The organism is Marivirga arenosa (assembly GCF_030503875.2).
Lineage (GTDB): Bacteria > Bacteroidota > Bacteroidia > Cytophagales > Cyclobacteriaceae > Marivirga > Marivirga arenosa.
Window position 1 is genome coordinate 3,217,451 of sequence record NZ_CP129968.2, and the last position, 18,784, is coordinate 3,236,234.

Consider the following 18,784-nt stretch of genomic DNA (forward strand, 5'->3'; position numbering starts at 1 on the left):
ATTATTTAAAATTTTCTTTAATCTTTTCAAAAGAACTTTTAATTCCTTCTAATTGATCCTCTGCTTTCGACTTTAATTCTTCCCAATCCTTTTCATCAGCATTTTCAATTTTATCAAGAATCTCTCTAGCCTCCTCCATTTTTGACTCAAGCTCTTTACCTTCTGGGCTTGCTTCAAGTTGTCCTTCAGCATATGCACCCTTTGTTTCTGCTTTGAGCTTATCAAAATCTGCTTTCCATTCTTCATATTGTGAAAAAATCTTTTGCTTTAAAGCATCTTTAGTATCCATAATTTTTATTCTATTAGTTTAAAAAGTTCTACTATTAATAACCCATTAGAATATATATTGTTACATTAAACCCCTATTCCTTCCTTAATGAGGTGTTTTCAAGCTTTTTCATGTCAATTATACTATTAAATAAATGAAATAGAATTCAAATCATTGTTCTTACAAAAGCGTATATTTTATTACGAATTAGGTATGAAAACCTAGATTATTTAATCCTTAATATTTAAAGAAAAAAAGTTAAGCACGGATAATTATAAAATACAAAAAAGAAACACTATTATTAATCCTAAGAAAAGATAAACTTTAGCTATCGACTTTTAAACTAAATTTCAAATAGGAAATGATGTTTTTATGAAAAAACACTTTAATACATTTATCTATTCATTTCCGATACAATTGGTATTAAATCATTTTAAAAAAAACCAATTATTACTACTCTGTTGGGTTTTATTATTTTCAATTATAAATGGAGGATTCGGAAAAGGTCTTGGTATCCCCTACTTATTCTTATCACCTGAATATTTAAACTCAGTAAGTTTCTCCAGTTATTTTATTGTTGGCCTCACGGTTGGTGGATTAATCGTTGCCTTCAATATAGCTACTTATATATTAGATGGTTATAAATTCCATTTCATAGGAGTTATTTCAAAGCCATTTTCAAAATTCTCTCTGAATAATTCAATCATTCCAATAGCCTTTATCATAAACTATATCATTCAAATTATCCATTATCAGATGGTTTATGAATTTATTGGATTTAAAGATGCCTTATTCCTAGCCTCCGCTTTACCAATAGGTATTTCTGTATCAATATTTTTCCTGCAGCTTTATTTTTGGTTCACTAATAAAGACTTCAGAGAGGTTTTAGCTGAAAGAGTAGAAAAAAGAATTAAAAAACTTAAAATAGGAAGAATAGCAGCAGTAAAATATCATAAAGACTTAAAGAAGCATGACCATTCGGTTGTAGGTTATTTCGATTTGAAATTCAGATGGATAAAAGTCCAGCACAAAACAAATCAGAAAATATTTCACGTAATCAATAGCATTTTTGACCAGAATCACCTTAATACTGTAATTGCTGAGTTTTTTATCTTTTTCATTATTCTGATTTTGGGCGCTTTTAGAGATTACCCTTTCTTTCAAATACCAGCTGCAGCAAGTGCTGTTTTATTTATCAGTATAATACTAATGGCAATTGGAGCCATTACTTTCTGGTTTAGATCTTGGGCTATAACCGGATCAATCGCTATTTTTTTTCTCATAAATCATCTTACAACCATAGATTTTTTAAGTAAAACACATTATGCACATGGCTTAAATTATGATACAACAGCCGTAGCTTACACACAGTCTGAAATAGATAAAATAATCAGCAAAAAAGCTATTGATCAGGATAAAGAAACAGGTTTAAAAATTTTAAACAATTGGAGAAACCAATTTCAGACAAAACCTAAAATGATATTATTAACGGCCAGTGGTGGCGGACAAAGAGCTGCTTATTGGACCATGAAAGCACTTCAAACTGCAGATAGTATTACGAAAGGTGATCTATTCAAACATACTGTAAGTATATCAGGTGCTTCCGGAGGACTTATTGGGGCTGCTTATTTTAGAGAATTAAAATATTTAAAAGAAAAGGGCGAAAACATAAATATATACAGCTCTGAATATCTTTCAAATATTGGGAAAGAAGCGCTTAACCCTATAATTTTCAGCCTACTGACTAACGATATTTTCATAAGATATCAATATTTTGAGTATGAAGGTTTCAGCTATCCAAAAGACAGAGGATATGCATTTGAGCAAAAGCTAAATAAAAATCTGGGTGGAATTTTAGATAAAAGAATTAAGGATTATCAACAAGCTGAATTAAGTGCTAGAATCCCTATGCTCTTCTTAGCGCCTACTAGTGTAAATGATGGCAGGAAATTATATGTAACTCCTAATAGTAGCTCATATATGTCTAAAAAAGCGATTAAAGATGATTCACTAAATTCATTGATGGACAATCGAAGTATTGATTTCCTTCGGATGTTTGAGCATTATAATGCCGAAAATTTAAGCTTCTTGACAGCTTTAAGAATGAGTGCTTCTTTCCCTTATATTACTCCTAATATCAATTTGCCTAGTGAGCCAACACTAGAAATTATGGATGCCGGTTTGGCCGATAATTTTGGAGTTAGCGATGCCGTTTTATTTCTATACAATTTTAAAGAATGGATTGCGGAAAATACGAGCGGAGTTGTCATCTTAACTATAAGGGATTCTAAAAAAGCAGCCTACATCAATGATGGACAAAATCTGTCCATTATTGAAAAATTATTTACTCCTATCAGTAATATTTACAATAACTGGTCAAACGTACAGGACACCCGAAATGACCTTTTGATTGAGTATGCTCATGAATGGTTTGATGGTAACCTCAGCCATGCCATGTTATCATATGATGCTGGAATTGATCCTTCCAGTGATAATGGAAGCAATATGAAGCACATTTCAGAAAGAGCATCTCTTAACTGGAGATTAACAGGCAGAGAGAAATATAACATCCGTAATGCTATTAAGAGCAAAGAAAATCAAGAGACTCTTGAATGGTTAAATCAAGTTTTAGAGTCTGGCAAATGATTAAGTTCCAACCTTGTTTTAGGTAAAGCTTCAGGATATTCTTTTTGAATAAATGTAATAATCTCTTCTCTTACATGACATCTTAAATCCCATGAAATCATTGAATTCTTAGCAGACATGAGCAAACGAATTTCCATAGTTTTTTCAGAAGCTCCTGTAACTTGAACTATTTGCGAATTACCGTCCCAGAGTGCTGTATCTTCTAGTATTTGTTCAAACTTCCTTCTTATAGCATTAACTGGGATGGTGTAATCAGTGTAAATAAAAACAGTACCATTGATATCAGAATGTCTTTTAGTCCAATTTTCATATACCTGTTCAGTAAAATAGGTAATGGGTAAAACCAAGCGTCTTCTATCCCATATTTTTATCACAATGTAAGTAAGATTAATCTCTTCTACCCAACCCCATTCGTCTTCAACATAAAGTGCATCACCAATTTTAATAGGTTGAGTAAATGCAATTTGTAGGCCTGCTAAAAAATTGGCTAATGTCTTTTGGGCAGCAAAACCAATGATAATACCGGCTACACCGGCAGAAGTAAGTATTGTAGCCCCATACTTCCTTACACTATCAAATTGCATGAGAATTAGGCAAACCGCCACAAGAATTATCACGAAAGTGATTAACTTTCTAAAAAACACAATTTGAGTGATAACTTGCCTACCTTTTACATCACTATCATCATTAAATTTTCCATAAAGAACATCCTGAAGAAAAAACACAAGCCTTATTACGACTATAGTAAAAGAAACTATAATCAATACTTCGGTAATAATATGTAAGGCCGATCGGAAATCTTCTTCTAATCCAAACTTAGGGATAAGTGTATGAATGATGAGTACTGGTAGAAATAAAAATATACTCCCTTCAAACCTATCCTGTAACAGTTCTACAGTTCTTCTGCTTTTCTTTTTATTTAATAAAAACAGAATTTTAAAGAATAAGAACCTTACGATAATCCCTATTAATAAAGAAATGAATGAAACAACAAGTAATCTAAGATAAGGCTCTTTTATTCCTAATTCAGATAGTAATGATATCATAAAATTGATTTCTTCTAAAGAAAAAAAGTCGGGATTCCGACTTTTTTATTTTAAGTTTTCTTTGGTTTTGTTTATACTTTCTGAAAAAGCTTCAGCTGAAGTAAAGAATGCTTCACTGAGCTCTTCCACTGCGATTTCACCAAAATGCTCTATTCTATTATATTTTTCCTCTAATTCATTCTTCAAGCGATCCATACGATCAATGTGTTCTTGCAATTCATCCTGAATTTCTTGCTGATGACTTCTAGTTTGAGCCTTTAAAGCTTCGTAATCAGAAAGCAAAGATTCCATTCTTTTTTTAGAGGTATTTTTAAAATCATCTAGATTAGCCATAATACAAATGTTTGATTAAAAAATTATTCAAATGCAGGGATTCCAGTAATCTCTCTGCCTAGTATCAATAAATGAATGTCGTGTGTACCTTCATACGTTACAACAGACTCTAAGTTGGCCATATGACGCATCATTGGGTAATCTCCAGTGATTCCCATACCTCCATGGATCTGTCTTGCTTCTCTTGCTATGTTCAATGCTACTTCAACTGCATTTCTTTTCGCCATTGAAATTTGAGGCGTTGTAGCCTTGCCTTCATCCATCAATTGAGCAATTCTATAATTCAATAATTGAGACTTGGTGATTTCAGTAAGCATCTCCGATAACTTCTTCTGCGTCAACTGAAAAGAAGCAATTGGCTTTCCAAATTGATGACGCTCTAATGAATATCTTCTAGCTGAATCATAACAATCCATAGCCGCACCAATAGCTCCCCAAGCGATACCGAAACGAGCTGAATCTAAACACTTCATTGGTGCACCTAATCCAGATTTTCCCTCTAATAAATTTTCTTTAGGAACTTTCACATTATCAAATACTAACTCTCCTGTTGCACTAGCTCTTAAAGACCATTTCCCATGAGTCTCAGGAGTTGTGAAACCTTCCATTCCACGCTCAACAATTAATCCATGAATTCTACCTTCCTCATTTTTAGCCCAAACTACTGCAACATCGCATTTTGGAGAATTAGAAATCCACATTTTAGCACCATTCAATAAGTAATGGTCGCCCTTATCTTTGAAATTAGTGGTCATTCCGCTTGGATTTGAACCATGATCAGGCTCAGTTAATCCAAAGCTACCTAACCACTCACCAGAAGCTAATTTCGGTAGATATTTCTTTCTTTGTTCCTCATTACCATAAGTGTAGATCGGATACATCACTAACGACCCTTGAACAGATGCAGTTGAACGCATACCTGAATCTCCTCTTTCGATTTCCTGCATGATTAATCCATAAGAGATATAATCTAAACCTCCTCCACCATACTCTTCCGGAATAGTTGGACCAAAGGCCCCTACATCACCAAATTTCTTTACTATCTCATAAGGGAAATGCGCATTTTGAGCCCATTCTTCTATGTTGGGACTGATTTCTTTTTTGACAAAATCACGGATAGATTGTCTAATTAATTTATGCTCATCCGTTAATAAGCTATCTAAACTGTAAAAATCAGGTGACTCAAATTGATCGTTAGTATTCATAAATATTAGTCGTTTTTATTTTTTTGCTTTGTAAGCTCAATTGAATAACGCAAATTTAAAAGTATTTTCAAGAATCCTTCAATATTGTAGGATTTTGAGCAAATTCAACACTTTTTATAAATGGAGAAAAAACAAATTTCTGAAAGTCTCGAAAAACTAAATCTTAAATACCAATCAATGGGGCAAGATTTATCTGCTTATTTGGATGGCTTGCTTTTATCAAATTACACTACTTATTGGGATTACATAAATGTTGATACTTTATTGACTTTACAAACTCCCAAAACTGATTTTCCTGATGAAGAGATATTCATCATTTATCATCAAATTACTGAGCTTTATTTCAAAATGTGCTTAAATGAGATGGAGCAAATTGCACATAATGGAAAGGAAATCGGTGAGAATGGCGAGGACCTAGGTTGGAGATCAGAATTGGATGTAAATTTTTTCATCCAAAGATTAAATAGAATGAATCGTTATTTCGAAACGCTTACAAAATCATTCGAAATCATGGTTCAAGGAATGGAAAAAGAGCAATTTCAAAGGTTTAGAATGGCTTTACTTCCAGCTAGTGGTTTTCAGTCAGCTCAATATAGATTAATAGAATTTGCCTCTACTCCATTAATTAAGTTAGTGAGAAAAGAAAAAAAGCAGGAGTGTGAGAACAGTTCAATTGAAGAGCAATATGAATTTGTTTATTGGAAACAAGGAGCAACCGAAGTAGAAACTGGAGAGAAAACACTGACGCTAAAACAATTTGAGAAAAAATATAAAAATGAATTTATCAGCTGGATAAAGCGTTTTGAGAATATTAATATTTACAAGAAATATCTATCATTAAGTACTGAAGATCAAAATAAACCTGAATTAAAAGAAGCATTAAGGAATTTTGATTTGAATGTTAATGTTTTTTGGCCGTTAGTACATTACAAATCAGCAGTTAGGTATTTACAACAAAAAAACAAGGATGTACCCGCTACAGGTGGTACAAACTGGCAAGAATATCTACCCCCAAGATTTCAAAAAAGAATCTTCTTCCCAACTCTATGGACAGAAAAAGAAATCGAAGAATGGGGAAAAGGCTGGGTTGTAAAAGAAATATTCGGAGAAGAATAAATGAAGTTTGCTTTAAGTATCATATTATCCATTATTCCAATCCTTCTTTATTCCCAAAGTAAAGAGGTTAAGGTTTATTATGACGATGAGCGAAATATGTTGAAAGAAAGGTATTTCGTTAAAGATTTGGACCCTAGTGTGCTATATGGTACTTATGAATCCTATTACATTTCTGGAGAATTAAAAAGCAAAGGTCAATATGTAGATAATGAGACCTACGGTCAATGGAAATACTATTATGAAAGTGGCTCTTTAAAAATGCAGGGGCAACTAAAAGACAATTCTAATCATGGTCTTTGGTCTTATTATTTTGAGAATGGAAAGCTTAGAATGCAGGGTAAAATCTTTGATGGAAAAAGAGAAGGTAATTGGAAATACTATTACGAAACTGGGATATTAAAGAGTGAAGGTGAGTATGAAAATGATCTAAAATTTGGATTATGGTCTTATTATTCTGAAAATGGAGAGCTAAAAGCAAAAGCAATCTACAAAAAGGGGGATGGGATATATAAAGAATTTTATCCAAATGGAAGTTTAAAATCTGAAGGCTTTATAAAGGACGAAAAGAGCGATAGTCTATGGAAAAACTATTATGAATCTGGAAGTATAAAATCAAAAGGCAACTATAAAGAAGGGGCTAAACAAGGAAAATGGACTTACTATTATGAAAATGGTTCCCTATCCGGTGAAGGCGAATATATTGATAATTTGAGTCATGGGAAATGGGTATACTATCATCCTAATGGACAAATAAGTGCTGAAGGAGCAGAAAGAGAAGGAAAGAAAGAAGGGTATTGGAAATTGTATTTTGAAGATGGTGGATTAAAAGGTGAAGGAGTTTATGATGCTGGTAGCGGGGAATACAAAGAATTTTATGAAAGCGGTAAGCTGAAACTAAAAGGCTCTGTTGTTGATGGAAAAAGTGAAGGCACATGGGAATACTACTATGAAACGGGTGAAAAGGAAGGTGAAGCTGAATTTTCAGAAGGAAAAGGCGAATATACTGGATATTACCTTAATGGTGATGTCAAAATGAAAGGAGAAATTAATGATGGCATTAAAGTGGGGACATGGGAATTGTACGATAATAAAGGTGAAATTGCAGGTTACTATAAACCCATATATGAAGATTATGAACCTCTTTTAAGAACAGCTAAAAAGGATAATGATAGTACTGAATCAAATCCACAATACAACAAACCAGAGTATCGATATAAATCGAAGGGGAGTTCTTATTTCAAAAGTAGAAACAATGATTTCCCAACTTTAATACTGCAGGTAAACCCGTTCAATATGTTATTTGGGGATTTGCAAGTTGCTATAGAACATAATATTCAGCAAAGAATAGGCTATGAATTATTATACCACACTTTCAGAAACCCTTTCTTTGCAAACTCTCTAAACCTGAGAGCGGGAGATAACTTCTTTGAAGGATTTGGCTTTAGTTTTCGACAAAGATTCTACCATAAAGATTCAAAATTCGGAATGCCTTATTTCGGACATTCAATATCGTATACCAATGTTAATAGGTTTAAATTTTATGAAAACAGTGATGACCAGAATGAAGTACTTTCTGCAGAAATGAATGCGCAAGGAATTCGATATGGTTTATTGGTAGGTAGTAGAATACTTCAAAACCTCAATGACAATGGATTTACATTTGACATTAATCTGGGAATAAATTTTAATTATTATTTCTTCGGTGATATAAAAAACGAGGGGCAACAAACTGCTATATTTGCAGATATTACAGATCAGCCATTCAGGGTTCAACCTATAGTGGGGATTTCTTTTGGTTATGTGTTTAAACTGAAAAATGTAAAAACTTTGAATCCATAGCCATAAAACCAATTTAAAATGATAGAGAAAGAAGTAGTTTTAAAGCCAGAAGAGGCTTTCAACGAAGAAGTTGTATTATCAACTATAAAAAATAAGTTACAACTTAAAGACTCACAATACTTCAGAATAGCAAAAAGGTCAATTGATGCTAGATCAAAAGAAGTTAAGGTAAGAGTAAAAGTTGAAATCAATAATGATACTCCTTTAGCAGATAGAATAAACTATAAAATATCTGACTTACCTAAAGTTCATGAAGCCAAACAAACTGCAATTATTATTGGTGCAGGTCCGGCAGGATTATTTGCAGCACTTAGATTTATTGAATTAGGCTGGAAGCCTGTCATATTAGAGAGAGGAAAAGATGTTCGTTCCAGAAGAAGAGATTTGGCAGATATTAACAAAAAACATATTGTAAATTCTGAAAGTAATTATTGCTTTGGAGAAGGTGGTGCTGGCACCTATTCTGATGGAAAACTCTACACTCGCTCAAAGAAAAGAGGCGATATTTATAGAATTCTGGAAATTTTGGTTGCTCATGGTGCCAAAGAAGACATCATGATTGATGCGCATCCCCATATCGGCACTAATAAACTTCCAAAAATCATCCAAAGTATACGTGATAGTATAATTGAACATGGTGGTGAAGTACATTTTAACACCAAAGTAACTAGCTTTCAAGTAGAAAATAACGAGTTAAAAGGAGTAAAAGCTAATGATAAAAATTATATAGCGGATGCTTATATCTTAGCAACAGGTCATTCAGCCCGAGATATATTCCACCTGCTACATGAAAGTAATATTTTAATTGAAGCTAAGCCTTTTGCTTTAGGGGTTCGAGTGGAACATCCTCAACGGATAATTGATCAAATTCAATATAAATGTGATGATAGAGGAGAATACCTACCTGCCTCATCTTATGCATTAGTACATCAAACCTATTTTAATGATAAAAAAAGAGGGGTATTCTCTTTTTGCATGTGTCCAGGTGGTTTTATTGTTCCAGCAGCCACCGAAAGTGGAGAAATAGTGGTAAATGGAATGAGTCCATCAAGAAGAGATTCGAAATATGCTAATTCAGGAATTGTTGTGGCAATTGAACTGGAAGACATGCTTCAATTTGATGATAAGGGGCCTTTTAAAGGATTAGCATTACAAGAGAGCATTGAGCAGCAGGCTTGTAAAATTGCTGGAAATACTCAAGCTGCTCCAGCTCAACGACTAATTGATTTCACACAAGGAAAATTAAGTAAGGATTTACCTGACACTTCATATCAACCAGGTTTGGTATCCACTCGAATGGATGAAGTTTTACCTCCATTTATTGCAGAAAGATTGAAAACAGCTTTCAAAGCTTTTGGAAAGAAGATGAAGGGGTATTTTACCAATGAAGCAATTATTGTGGGGGTTGAAAGTAGAACTTCCTCCCCAATTCGTATCCCTAGAGAAAAAGAATCGTTAGAACATACGCAAACGAAAAGGCTCTTTCCTTGTGGTGAAGGTGCAGGCTATGCGGGTGGTATTGTTTCAGCTGCAATGGATGGTGAAAGATGTGCGGAAAGAGCTGTTGAATTATACAAAATTAAAAATGAGTAAAAAAACAGTTATAATAGGAGCTACTCCAAATCCTTCAAGGTATGCTTATTTTGCTGCCGATAGATTATCCAATGCAGGACATGAATTTGTACCTGTTGGCATAAAAAAAGGAGAGGTATTTGGAGAAGAAATTCAAGATATTAGAAAATCACCTGAGGTTAAGGATGTGGATACCATCACACTCTATCTGGGAGCTCGACATCAACCAGAATATTATGATTATTTACTATCATTAAATCCTAAAAGAATCATTTTCAACCCAGGTACAGAAAATCCTGAACTTTCTAAAATGGCTCAAGAAAAAGGAATAGAAACTGAAAACGCCTGTACTTTAGTGATGTTAGGCAGTGGGATTTATTAGTATTATTCAACGAAATATTTTTCAAAAAAGCAGTATATTAAGTTTTCAATAAATCTTTACAGAAAAATTAAACAATCATTAATAATGGTTTTTTAATAGCTTAACAGCTTAAGCTAATTTCGATTTTATCTTCGTAGAAAATTAACTATAAATGAAGATAAGAGATCTAGCTATCCGTAAAAAATTCATACTAGCATTTTCAATATTATTAATCGTAATGCTCTCAGGGGCATGTATTTTAGCCCTGCTATGGTCTCAAATCAATAATTATCAGAAAGTAAAATCTGATATGGCTGAAATCATGATGAAATTTGATAAAGCCCAGAAAATTGAGCAAGACTTTCTGATTTTCGGTTGGAAAGATCCAGATTTTTTAAATAATGGAAAAAGTAAGTTCACTCTAGATTTTTTCACTCAATTAGACTTAGTAGAGCAAGAAATACAATCTAAAATCTCTTCCGATTTTATAAATGATAGAAGTCTTAGTCAGGATTTTCATTCCATATTAACTTCTGCCAAAAGCTACCGCAGTTCTTTTGACGAGCTGCGAAAATTACTTTTGAAAAGAGGATTTAGAGATCATGGACTTGAAGGTGAAATGAGAACCTTTGTGCATGAGGTTCAAGAATGCATTTCTGCAGAGGAAAAAGTGTTTGCATTTAGTTTAAGAAGACATGAGAAAGATTTCGCTTTGAGGAAAGATATGGGCTATGTAGATAAACTACATAATACCACAGATGAATTTATTTCTTTTATTGAAAATGCAAAAACGGAAGAATTTCCTCATATGATAAATTCATACAAGAGGTCTACAATTAATGCTATTCGTGCCTACAGAAATCATTTCGACAAAATAGTTCAGACTGAAATTGAAATTGGCTTAAATGAGAGATCAGGTCAATTTTTAGAGTTAAATAGGTATAAGAACCAAACAGAACCGCAGATATCATTATTATACAGTAAAATCAACTCTAAATATCAAGAGATAAACCAAAAAGCATTTTATGTAGTAATTAGCACATTTATAATCCTATTAGTTACTATCGCACTATTAGTTTTTTATTTACGAAAAACTGTATCTAAACCTATCATAAAGTTGGATAACATTACAAAAAAAGTGCTTTCAGGTGATAGTAATGTTAGTAAAGAACTTAATCACCAGTCAGTTGATGAAATTGGAAGTCTATATAGAAACTTTCACCAAATGCTTGAAAATCTTGAAGAAAATCTTCATCTGATAAAAGAAAAAAATCAGTCTTTAGAAAAGAAGAATACAGAAGATCTAAAGCAAAATTGGATCATAAATGGATTGAGTCATATTAGCGATTTAATGAAATCAAGTCAATCTGACTTAAAAGATTTTTCTTACAAAATAATAAGTGAGGTAGTAAAATATATTAATGCTAATCAAGGAGCCTTCTTTATTCTAAATGATTCAAATGACCATAAAGAAGCCTTTATGGAATTGATAGGCTCATATGCCTTCGACCGTAGAAAATATATAAAAAAAGAAATCAATAAAGGTCAAGGGCTTGTAGGGCAAAGCTGGCTTGAAGGTGATATACTATATTTAACTGAAGTTCCTACAGGATATGTTAACATCACGTCAGGCTTGGGAGAAGCACCTCCCCGATCTATTATAATTGTACCTTTAAAAACAGAAAACCAAATTCTTGGTGTATTAGAAATCGCCTCTTTCAAAGCTTTGGAAAAACACGAAAAAACCTTTTTAAAGGAACTTTCTTTGAGATTAGGGGCAGTTATTGAGTCGATTAAAATGCAAGAAAAAACGAATTATTTACTTAAGAATTCTCAAGAAATGACTCAACAATTAAGGTCACAAGAAGAGGAAATGAGACAGAATATGGAGGAATTGCAGGCTACTCAAGAAGAAATGAGTAGAAATGAAAAAACTTTGCACCATAAAATTAACTTCAAAAATCTTCAAATTGATATGATGGACGGGTTACTTGGTAAAGTTTATGAAGGCGTATTATTTTTTGATCATAATTTTAGAATTATATCTAGCAATAATTACGTTTTAAAAACCCTTTCATATTCAGAGGCAGATTTAAGTGGTAATCATCCTGATTTAATTCTAAAGTCGTCCATTGAAAAAGAAATTGAATCACTCTATAATGACCCTTCTTTTATTTTGACAGGTGTATCTGAAAGAAAAGAAAGTAAAATAATGGATAAATATGGCAGTTCTTATGATTGCAGGTATGTACTGACTAAGGTTGAATACAATCAAAAGATTTATTACTCTTTACTATTCAATAAAACTGAAGCTGAGTTTGGGAAAAAAGTCTTAAAACACCTGTTTCAAACAAAAAAAGTAAATATTTAGAAAGGCTAGATAACACTAGCCTTTCTTCTCTTTTATAATGCACCTTTTGTGGAAGGAAGATCATTCAATCTGCTTTCATCACGGCTGACTGCCATTTTTATAGCTCTGGCCCAGCCTTTGAATATGGCTTCAATCTTATGGTGCTCATTATCCCCGCTGACCTTAATATCTAAATTACATTGAGATGAATCAGAGAATGATTTAAAGAAATGGAAAAACATTTCAGTAGGCATGTCCCCTACCATTTCTCTCTTGAATTCCGCATCCCAATTTATCCAAGGCCTTCCACCGAAATCAATTGCTACTTGAGCTAAAGCATCATCCATAGGTAATAAAAAACCATATCTATATATTCCTTTTTTATTGCCCAATGCTTGTTTGAATGCCTCTCCTAATGCTAAAGCCGTATCTTCTATAGTATGGTGCTCATCAACTTCTAAATCACCATCAACTTGAATACTTAAATCTAATCCACCATGCTTACCTAACTGATCGAGCATATGGTCAAAAAACTTTAAGCCAGTTGAATTATTGGCATTTCCACTTCCATCAAGATTCAATTCAATCTTAATATCCGTTTCATTCGTCTTACGATTTATATTGGCAGTGCGAGCAGGCTTAACTAAATATTCAGCAATCTGTCTCCAATCTTGAGTTGAAAAAGTAGCTTCCTTTAAATCTTCTCCAATAAAAATAGACTTCGCTCCCAAGTTTTCCGCTAATTGAACATCCGTCTTCCTGTCACCAATCACAAAACTATTTGCCAAATCATACTCCTCAGAAAAGTATTTTTTCAAAAGGCCCGTCCCTGGTTTACGGGTATCTTTTCCCTCTTCTTCAAAGGTTCTATCAATATGTTGCTCTGCAAAAGTAATCCCCTCAATTTCTAATTGCTTTAACATTTTATTATGAGCTGGCCAGAAGGTATCTTCTGGATATGAATCAGTTCCTAAACCATCTTGATTTGTAACCATTACCAATTCATAATCAGAGTTTTGAGCTATGAATTGCAATGCACTTATGGCATAGGGTAAAAACTCTAACTTTTCGAGTGAATCAACCTGAAAATCAATCGGTGGTTCTTGTATAATTGTTCCGTCTCTATCTATGAATAATACTTTCTTTTTCATCGGCTATAATTTGAAAGCCCAAAATTAGGGATTCAACTTAAAATTAAAATCTTGATTGTGAATTATACTTCTTCTTTCTCGCAAAACTCTAAATCGATAGTTCTTTTATCGATATCAGTCGCTTTTACTCTTACGGTCACAGGATCACCCAAGGTTATCATGCGCTTATTATTCTGACCAATTACACGGTAATTCTTTTCATCGAATTCATAGTAATCATCCGTCATATCAACCAAACGAACCATACCTTCGCATTTGGTTTCAATGATTTCTACAAATATCCCCCATTCGGTAACCCCTGTTACTAATCCATCGAAAGCTTTATCCTCAACAGAAGCCATGAATTCAACTTGCTTATACTTGATAGAAGCACGCTCAGCATCAGATGCTCGTTTCTCCATTTCTGAAGAATGTAAACATTTGCTTTCATACTCTTCAGCATTTACTGACTTTCCTTCATCTAAATAATGTTGTAATAGTCTATGCACCATTACATCAGGATAACGTCTAATAGGAGAAGTAAAATGAGTATAATATTGAAAAGCTAATCCAAAATGAAATGAGTTTTTAGTAGTATATTTTGCCTTAGCCATTGATCGAATAGCTAAGCTTTCTAATACATTCTGCTCTGGTTTTCCTTGAATTTCATTCATTAATGAGTTCAATGATTTTGCAACCGCCTTTTCTTCAATTTCTAGTTCATGACCAAATCTTTTGGCAAACATAGAAAAGGTAGAAAGCTTTTCTGGATCAGGATAATCGTGCTGACGATAAACAAAAGTCAATTTTTGATCTCCTTTTTTCTGGGTAGCGACAAACTCCGCCACTTTTCTATTGGCTAACAGCATATATTCCTCCACCAATTTATGGGCGTCCTTCCTAACTTTTGGAATAACTCCCAATGGCTTTCCATTTTCATCTAACTTGAATTTCACTTCAACTGATTCAAATGCTATGGCCCCGTGCTTAAATCGGGTTTCCTTAAGCTTTTTCGCAATATTATTTAGAGTAGTAAGTTCTTCAGCATGATCACCAACTCCAGTTTCAATAACTGCTTGCGCCTCCTCATAAGTAAACCTTCTGTCAGAATGAGTCACAGTTCTCCCAAACCATTGATTATGAATCCCTCCTTTTTGATCTAATTCAAAAACGGCAGAAAAAGTAAATTTATCTTCATTTGGTCGAAGTGAACACAGTCCGTTTGATAATCTTTCCGGTAGCATTGGAATGGTTCTATCCACTAAGTAAACCGAAGTGGCTCTGTGGAATGCTTCTTCTTCTAATAATGTCCCGGGTTGAACATAATACGTAACATCCGCTATGTGGATACCGATCTCATAATTACCATTCTTTAGTTTCTTGAAGGAGATGGCATCATCAAAATCTTTTGCATTCTCAGGATCGATAGTGAAAGTCGTAGTTTCACGCATATCCCTTCTTTTAGAAATTTCTTTATCTGGCATTTTATCACTGATCTGCTCTGATTCTTTGATAACTGCTTCTGGAAATTCCATTGGCAGTTCAAATTCCGCCATTATTGAGTGAATCTCAGCCTCATTTTCTCCAGCCGGTCCTAAAACTTTCACAACTTTAGCTTCAGGCTTTCTATCCTGCCCACCCCAGCTAGTAATTTCAGCAATCACTTTATCTTGGTGTTTAGCACCTCCAAGTTTATCATGTAGGATAAAGAAATCAGTGTGGATATAGCGACTGTCAGGAATCATAAATGCATAGCGAACAGACTTGTCTATTCTACCTACAAATTTAGTTTTAGCTCTTTCCACTATTTCAATTACTTTTCCTTCTTCCCTACCATCTCTGTTTTTCTTAATGACTACGACTTTGACTGTATCATTATGCAAAGCGCCTTTCAGATTATCAGTTTTAACAATGATATCGTCTTCTCGCTCAGCAGATATTATATAAGCTAATCTAGGATTAACATGATCAACTTTTCCAATTATAAATTCAGGCTCCTTGTTCGAAACATAACTCGCGCGGGAAGCTTTTTCAATTTTCCCTTCGTTTAATAATTCTATTAAAACCTTATCTATTAATCTTTTAGCCTCAGCAGTATTGCTTCCTATAGCTTTGGCAATATTTCTTACTGTATACGATTTATGAAGATTAAAATCCAATATTTGCTGAACTTCATTTTTAAGTTCTGGTATACTCTTTATTGGCTTTTTAACCCTTTTAGGTCCTTTTTTATTTCTTTTTTTACTCATATTTAAATTTAAAATATTTAGCTCAGGATTAGATTAAGCCATTGTGAAGGAATTAATATAATTCAATCATCCTGAAACTTTAGTGATTTGCTCTTTTTCCAAGATAGGCTGCCCTTTTAACTTAAGGTACAATTGAGAAGTGAGCAATACATCTTTTTCACAATATTCGGCAATTCTATTTAAATCACCATCTTTATAATAAACTTCATATACTTGGCTTCCATCAATATCATCTTTGCTTGTTGGCAAATCAAATATATGGGCCAATAAATCTAACTTAGTGTAATTTTTTCGATCTCCAAACTTCCACAACTCAAGTGTATCTAAAAAAGGAGTTTGCCATGGTTTCATGGATGCAACGTCTAAAATAGAGGGAAGTTTTAATCCATTTATTAATATCCTTCTACAAATATAAGGAATATCAAACTCTTTGATATTATGACCGCAAATTAAAGAGTCAGAGTTATCCACTTTATGTAATACTTGAATTAGTGCTTCTAGAAGCTCTTTTTCATTATGGTTCTTAAGAGTTAAAAGTCTTAAGGTTCGGTTATCATCTTCTCCATACATCCAGCCCATTGATATTACAATTATTTTTCCAAATTCAGCATATATCCCTGCTCTTTCATACAGCCCTTCCGCTGTTTCTTTTTCTTTAGCAAAAAATGATGATTTGTGTTGCCATAACTGCTTTTCTCTTTCACTTAATGCGTTATAATTTGGCGACTGCGGAATTGTCTCGATATCAATAAATAGTATTGCCATGATTATTATTTTAGGTTGAAAGCTATTTGAATTTATGCAAAATTTCCATCTATAAATAGTACATAGCTTCGAAAGCAAATATTTCGTCTTAAATAATCAATGTTTGTTCTATTAGTTCAATAGGAATACTTATTACCATCTAATACTTACATAGCTAAAACAAAAGTAATCTAAAGTTATCTTTTTAATGGATAGGCTTTAACTTTGCGGATTATTATTAGAAAAGAAATTATTTAGAATGAAATATATATCACCTATTCAGACATCTAATTGGAAAAAGCTAGATGAACATTTTCAAAATGTGAAAGATATTCATCTTAAGACTCTGTTTGAGCAGGAAAAAGGAAGATTTGAAAAATTCACCATCAATACAGAATCTTTATTTATAGATTATTCTAAAAATAAAATCAATTCAGTCACTTTAGATCTTTTACTTCAATTTGCAGAAGAGATGAAATTGAAAGAAGAGATTGAAGTAATGTTTTCAGGAGATAAAATTAATCAAACTGAGAAGCGAGCTGTGCTTCATACTGCTTTAAGAAATTTCTCTGGTAAAGCTGTTTATGAATCAGGAAATGATATAATGCCTCTAGTTGAGAAGGTTAGAAAGCAAATGAAGGATTTTAGTAATAAAATTCATTCTGGTGAGTGGAAAGGATATACAGGTAAAGAAATTAAGCATATTGTGAATATTGGAATTGGTGGTTCAGACTTAGGGCCTGTAATGGTAACCGAAGCTTTGAAACCTTATAAAGTTGAGGATATTGAAAGTTATTTCGTGTCCAATGTTGATGCTACTCACATTGCTGAAGTTCTGAAGAAAATAGATCCTGAAACCACCTTATTTTTAATAGCATCAAAGACCTTCACTACTCAGGAAACCATGACTAATGCACATACTGCTAGAAATTGGTTTCTTGAAAATGGAGGAAATGAACCTGATATTAAAAAACACTTTGTTGCATTAAGCACCAATAAGGAAGGGGTTGAAAAGTTTGGTATTGATCCTGCCAATATGTTCGAATTCTGGGACTGGGTTGGCGGTAGATACTCACTTTGGTCAGCCATAGGTCTGTCTATTGCCTTAAATATTGGCTATGATAATTTTGAAGAACTCCTTAAAGGAGCTCACGAAATGGATAATCATTTCCAAAGCACGCCATTTGAAAAAAATGCCCCTGTAATTTTGGCACTAATCGGATTATGGTATAATAATTTCTTCAATGCAGAAACTGAAGCTATTTTACCATATGATCAATATCTACATAGATTCGCTGCCTATTTCCAACAAGGAAATATGGAAAGTAATGGTAAATCAGTCGATAGAAATGGTAATCCAGTGAATTACCAAACAGGACCAATCGTTTGGGGTGAACCTGGAACGAATGGTCAGCATGCATTTTATCAATTGATTCATCAAGGTACCAAAATGATACCATGTGATTTTATTGCTCCGGCTAATTCTCATAATCCTATCGGAGATCATCATCAAAAACTTTTAGCTAATTTCTTTGCACAAACAGAAGCTTTAATGAATGGAAAAACCGAGAAAGAAGCCAGAAAGGAATTAGAGAATAAAGGCTTGAGTTCTGATGAAATTGAGAAATTATTGCCGTTCAAAGTATTTAAAGGAGATAACCCAACCAACTCTATTTTATTAAAAAAGGTGACACCTAAATCATTGGGTAGCCTAATTGCATTATATGAGCATAAAATATTTGTTCAAGGGATTTTATGGAATATATTTAGTTTTGATCAGTGGGGTGTTGAGCTAGGAAAACAATTAGCTGGACTTATTCTACCTGAATTAGATCATGACAACCCAGTAATTGGTCATGATGCTTCTACAAATGGGTTGATCAATGAATACAAAAGAATGAAAGACAATTAAGCGTAACCTTATT

14 protein-coding genes are annotated in these 18,784 nt (G+C 33.3%); 7 read left to right on the top strand and 7 right to left on the bottom strand.

The genetic code is table 11. The features are described 5' to 3' along the window. Position 1 precedes the first annotated feature (1 nt). Positions 2–289: a sll1863 family stress response protein gene (locus QYS47_RS13820; protein ID WP_302101569.1), complete on the bottom strand. Its 288-nt coding sequence runs from the start codon at positions 287–289 to the stop codon at positions 2–4. Positions 290–640: 351 nt separating this feature from the next. Between QYS47_RS13820 and QYS47_RS13825 the strand changes: the two genes are divergently transcribed. Further along, entirely contained in the window at positions 641–2,914 is a 2,274-nt protein-coding gene (locus QYS47_RS13825; RefSeq protein WP_322346801.1) for a patatin-like phospholipase family protein, read from the top strand. Here QYS47_RS13825 and QYS47_RS13830 read toward each other — a convergent pair. From QYS47_RS13830 to QYS47_RS13840, 3 genes are read right to left on the bottom strand one after another with little or no spacing between them, the layout of a single operon-like run. Beyond that, the gene (locus QYS47_RS13830) at positions 2,890–3,960 is read right to left on the bottom strand and encodes a mechanosensitive ion channel family protein (RefSeq protein WP_308356112.1); all 1,071 of its coding nucleotides are present in this window, start codon (positions 3,958–3,960) and stop codon (positions 2,890–2,892) included. The two genes, QYS47_RS13825 and QYS47_RS13830, sit on opposite strands and share 25 nt — an antisense overlap. Before the next feature lie 45 nt (positions 3,961–4,005). Continuing rightward, positions 4,006–4,293, bottom strand: coding sequence for a hypothetical protein (locus tag QYS47_RS13835; RefSeq protein ID WP_302101574.1), 288 nt, complete (start codon positions 4,291–4,293; stop codon positions 4,006–4,008). Positions 4,294–4,316: 23 nt separating this feature from the next. Further along, on the bottom strand, positions 4,317–5,498 hold the full coding sequence (locus tag QYS47_RS13840) for an acyl-CoA dehydrogenase family protein (RefSeq protein WP_322346805.1): 1,182 nt from the start codon (positions 5,496–5,498) through the stop codon (positions 4,317–4,319). 120 nt (positions 5,499–5,618) lie between these two features. Here QYS47_RS13840 and QYS47_RS13845 point away from each other — a divergent pair, with 120 nt between their 5' ends. The 5 genes from QYS47_RS13845 (at position 5,619) to QYS47_RS13865 (ending at position 12,757) form a co-directional block, all read left to right on the top strand. Continuing rightward, positions 5,619–6,614: a tryptophan 2,3-dioxygenase family protein gene (locus QYS47_RS13845; protein ID WP_322346807.1), complete on the top strand. Its 996-nt coding sequence runs from the start codon at positions 5,619–5,621 to the stop codon at positions 6,612–6,614. Further along, the gene (locus tag QYS47_RS13850; RefSeq protein ID WP_322346808.1) at positions 6,615–8,453 is read left to right on the top strand and encodes a toxin-antitoxin system YwqK family antitoxin; all 1,839 of its coding nucleotides are present in this window, start codon (positions 6,615–6,617) and stop codon (positions 8,451–8,453) included. 18 nt (positions 8,454–8,471) lie between these two features. Continuing rightward, positions 8,472–10,046, top strand: a complete 1,575-nt coding sequence (locus tag QYS47_RS13855) for an NAD(P)/FAD-dependent oxidoreductase (RefSeq protein WP_322346809.1) — start codon at positions 8,472–8,474, stop codon at positions 10,044–10,046. After that, positions 10,039–10,407: a CoA-binding protein gene (locus QYS47_RS13860; RefSeq protein WP_302123812.1), complete on the top strand. Its 369-nt coding sequence runs from the start codon at positions 10,039–10,041 to the stop codon at positions 10,405–10,407. Before QYS47_RS13855 ends, QYS47_RS13860 begins: the two co-directional genes overlap by 8 nt. Before the next feature lie 151 nt (positions 10,408–10,558). Next, entirely contained in the window at positions 10,559–12,757 is a 2,199-nt protein-coding gene (locus QYS47_RS13865) for a GAF domain-containing protein (RefSeq protein WP_322346811.1), read from the top strand. Positions 12,758–12,789: 32 nt separating this feature from the next. On the opposite strand, the gene hisB is transcribed toward QYS47_RS13865, so the two are convergent. The 3 genes from hisB to QYS47_RS13880 all read right to left on the bottom strand — a co-directional run bounded on the left by hisB (position 12,790) and on the right by QYS47_RS13880 (position 16,880). Then, the gene (gene hisB / locus QYS47_RS13870) at positions 12,790–13,887 is read right to left on the bottom strand and encodes a bifunctional histidinol-phosphatase/imidazoleglycerol-phosphate dehydratase HisB (protein ID WP_322346812.1); all 1,098 of its coding nucleotides are present in this window, start codon (positions 13,885–13,887) and stop codon (positions 12,790–12,792) included. A gap of 62 nt (positions 13,888–13,949) precedes the next feature. After that, positions 13,950–16,115: a ribonuclease R gene (gene rnr / locus QYS47_RS13875; RefSeq protein WP_322346813.1), complete on the bottom strand. Its 2,166-nt coding sequence runs from the start codon at positions 16,113–16,115 to the stop codon at positions 13,950–13,952. Positions 16,116–16,181: 66 nt separating this feature from the next. Continuing rightward, a complete protein-coding gene (locus QYS47_RS13880; protein ID WP_322346814.1) occupies positions 16,182–16,880 on the bottom strand; it encodes a 3'-5' exonuclease in 699 nt (232 codons plus the stop codon). A 238-nt stretch (positions 16,881–17,118) separates the two neighbouring features. On the opposite strand from QYS47_RS13880, the gene pgi reads away from it, so the two are divergent. Continuing rightward, positions 17,119–18,771, top strand: coding sequence for a glucose-6-phosphate isomerase (pgi, locus tag QYS47_RS13885; protein ID WP_322346815.1), 1,653 nt, complete (start codon positions 17,119–17,121; stop codon positions 18,769–18,771). Positions 18,772–18,784: the final 13 nt, after the last annotated feature.

Bases quoted from the DNA above. Each gene is read 5' to 3' on its own strand.
- QYS47_RS13820 (WP_302101569.1), bottom strand. From the start codon at position 289: ATGGATACTAAAGATGCTTTAAAGCAAAAGATTTTTTCACAATATGAA.
- QYS47_RS13825 (WP_322346801.1), top strand. From the start codon at position 641: ATGAAAAAACACTTTAATACATTTATCTATTCATTTCCGATACAATTG.
- QYS47_RS13830 (WP_308356112.1), bottom strand. From the start codon at position 3,960: ATGATATCATTACTATCTGAATTAGGAATAAAAGAGCCTTATCTTAGA.
- QYS47_RS13835 (WP_302101574.1), bottom strand. From the start codon at position 4,293: ATGGCTAATCTAGATGATTTTAAAAATACCTCTAAAAAAAGAATGGAA.
- QYS47_RS13840 (WP_322346805.1), bottom strand. From the start codon at position 5,498: ATGAATACTAACGATCAATTTGAGTCACCTGATTTTTACAGTTTAGAT.
- QYS47_RS13845 (WP_322346807.1), top strand. From the start codon at position 5,619: ATGGAGAAAAAACAAATTTCTGAAAGTCTCGAAAAACTAAATCTTAAA.
- QYS47_RS13850 (WP_322346808.1), top strand. From the start codon at position 6,615: ATGAAGTTTGCTTTAAGTATCATATTATCCATTATTCCAATCCTTCTT.
- QYS47_RS13855 (WP_322346809.1), top strand. From the start codon at position 8,472: ATGATAGAGAAAGAAGTAGTTTTAAAGCCAGAAGAGGCTTTCAACGAA.
- QYS47_RS13860 (WP_302123812.1), top strand. From the start codon at position 10,039: ATGAGTAAAAAAACAGTTATAATAGGAGCTACTCCAAATCCTTCAAGG.
- QYS47_RS13865 (WP_322346811.1), top strand. From the start codon at position 10,559: ATGAAGATAAGAGATCTAGCTATCCGTAAAAAATTCATACTAGCATTT.
- hisB (WP_322346812.1), bottom strand. From the start codon at position 13,887: ATGAAAAAGAAAGTATTATTCATAGATAGAGACGGAACAATTATACAA.
- rnr (WP_322346813.1), bottom strand. From the start codon at position 16,115: ATGAGTAAAAAAAGAAATAAAAAAGGACCTAAAAGGGTTAAAAAGCCA.
- QYS47_RS13880 (WP_322346814.1), bottom strand. From the start codon at position 16,880: ATGGCAATACTATTTATTGATATCGAGACAATTCCGCAGTCGCCAAAT.
- pgi (WP_322346815.1), top strand. From the start codon at position 17,119: ATGAAATATATATCACCTATTCAGACATCTAATTGGAAAAAGCTAGAT.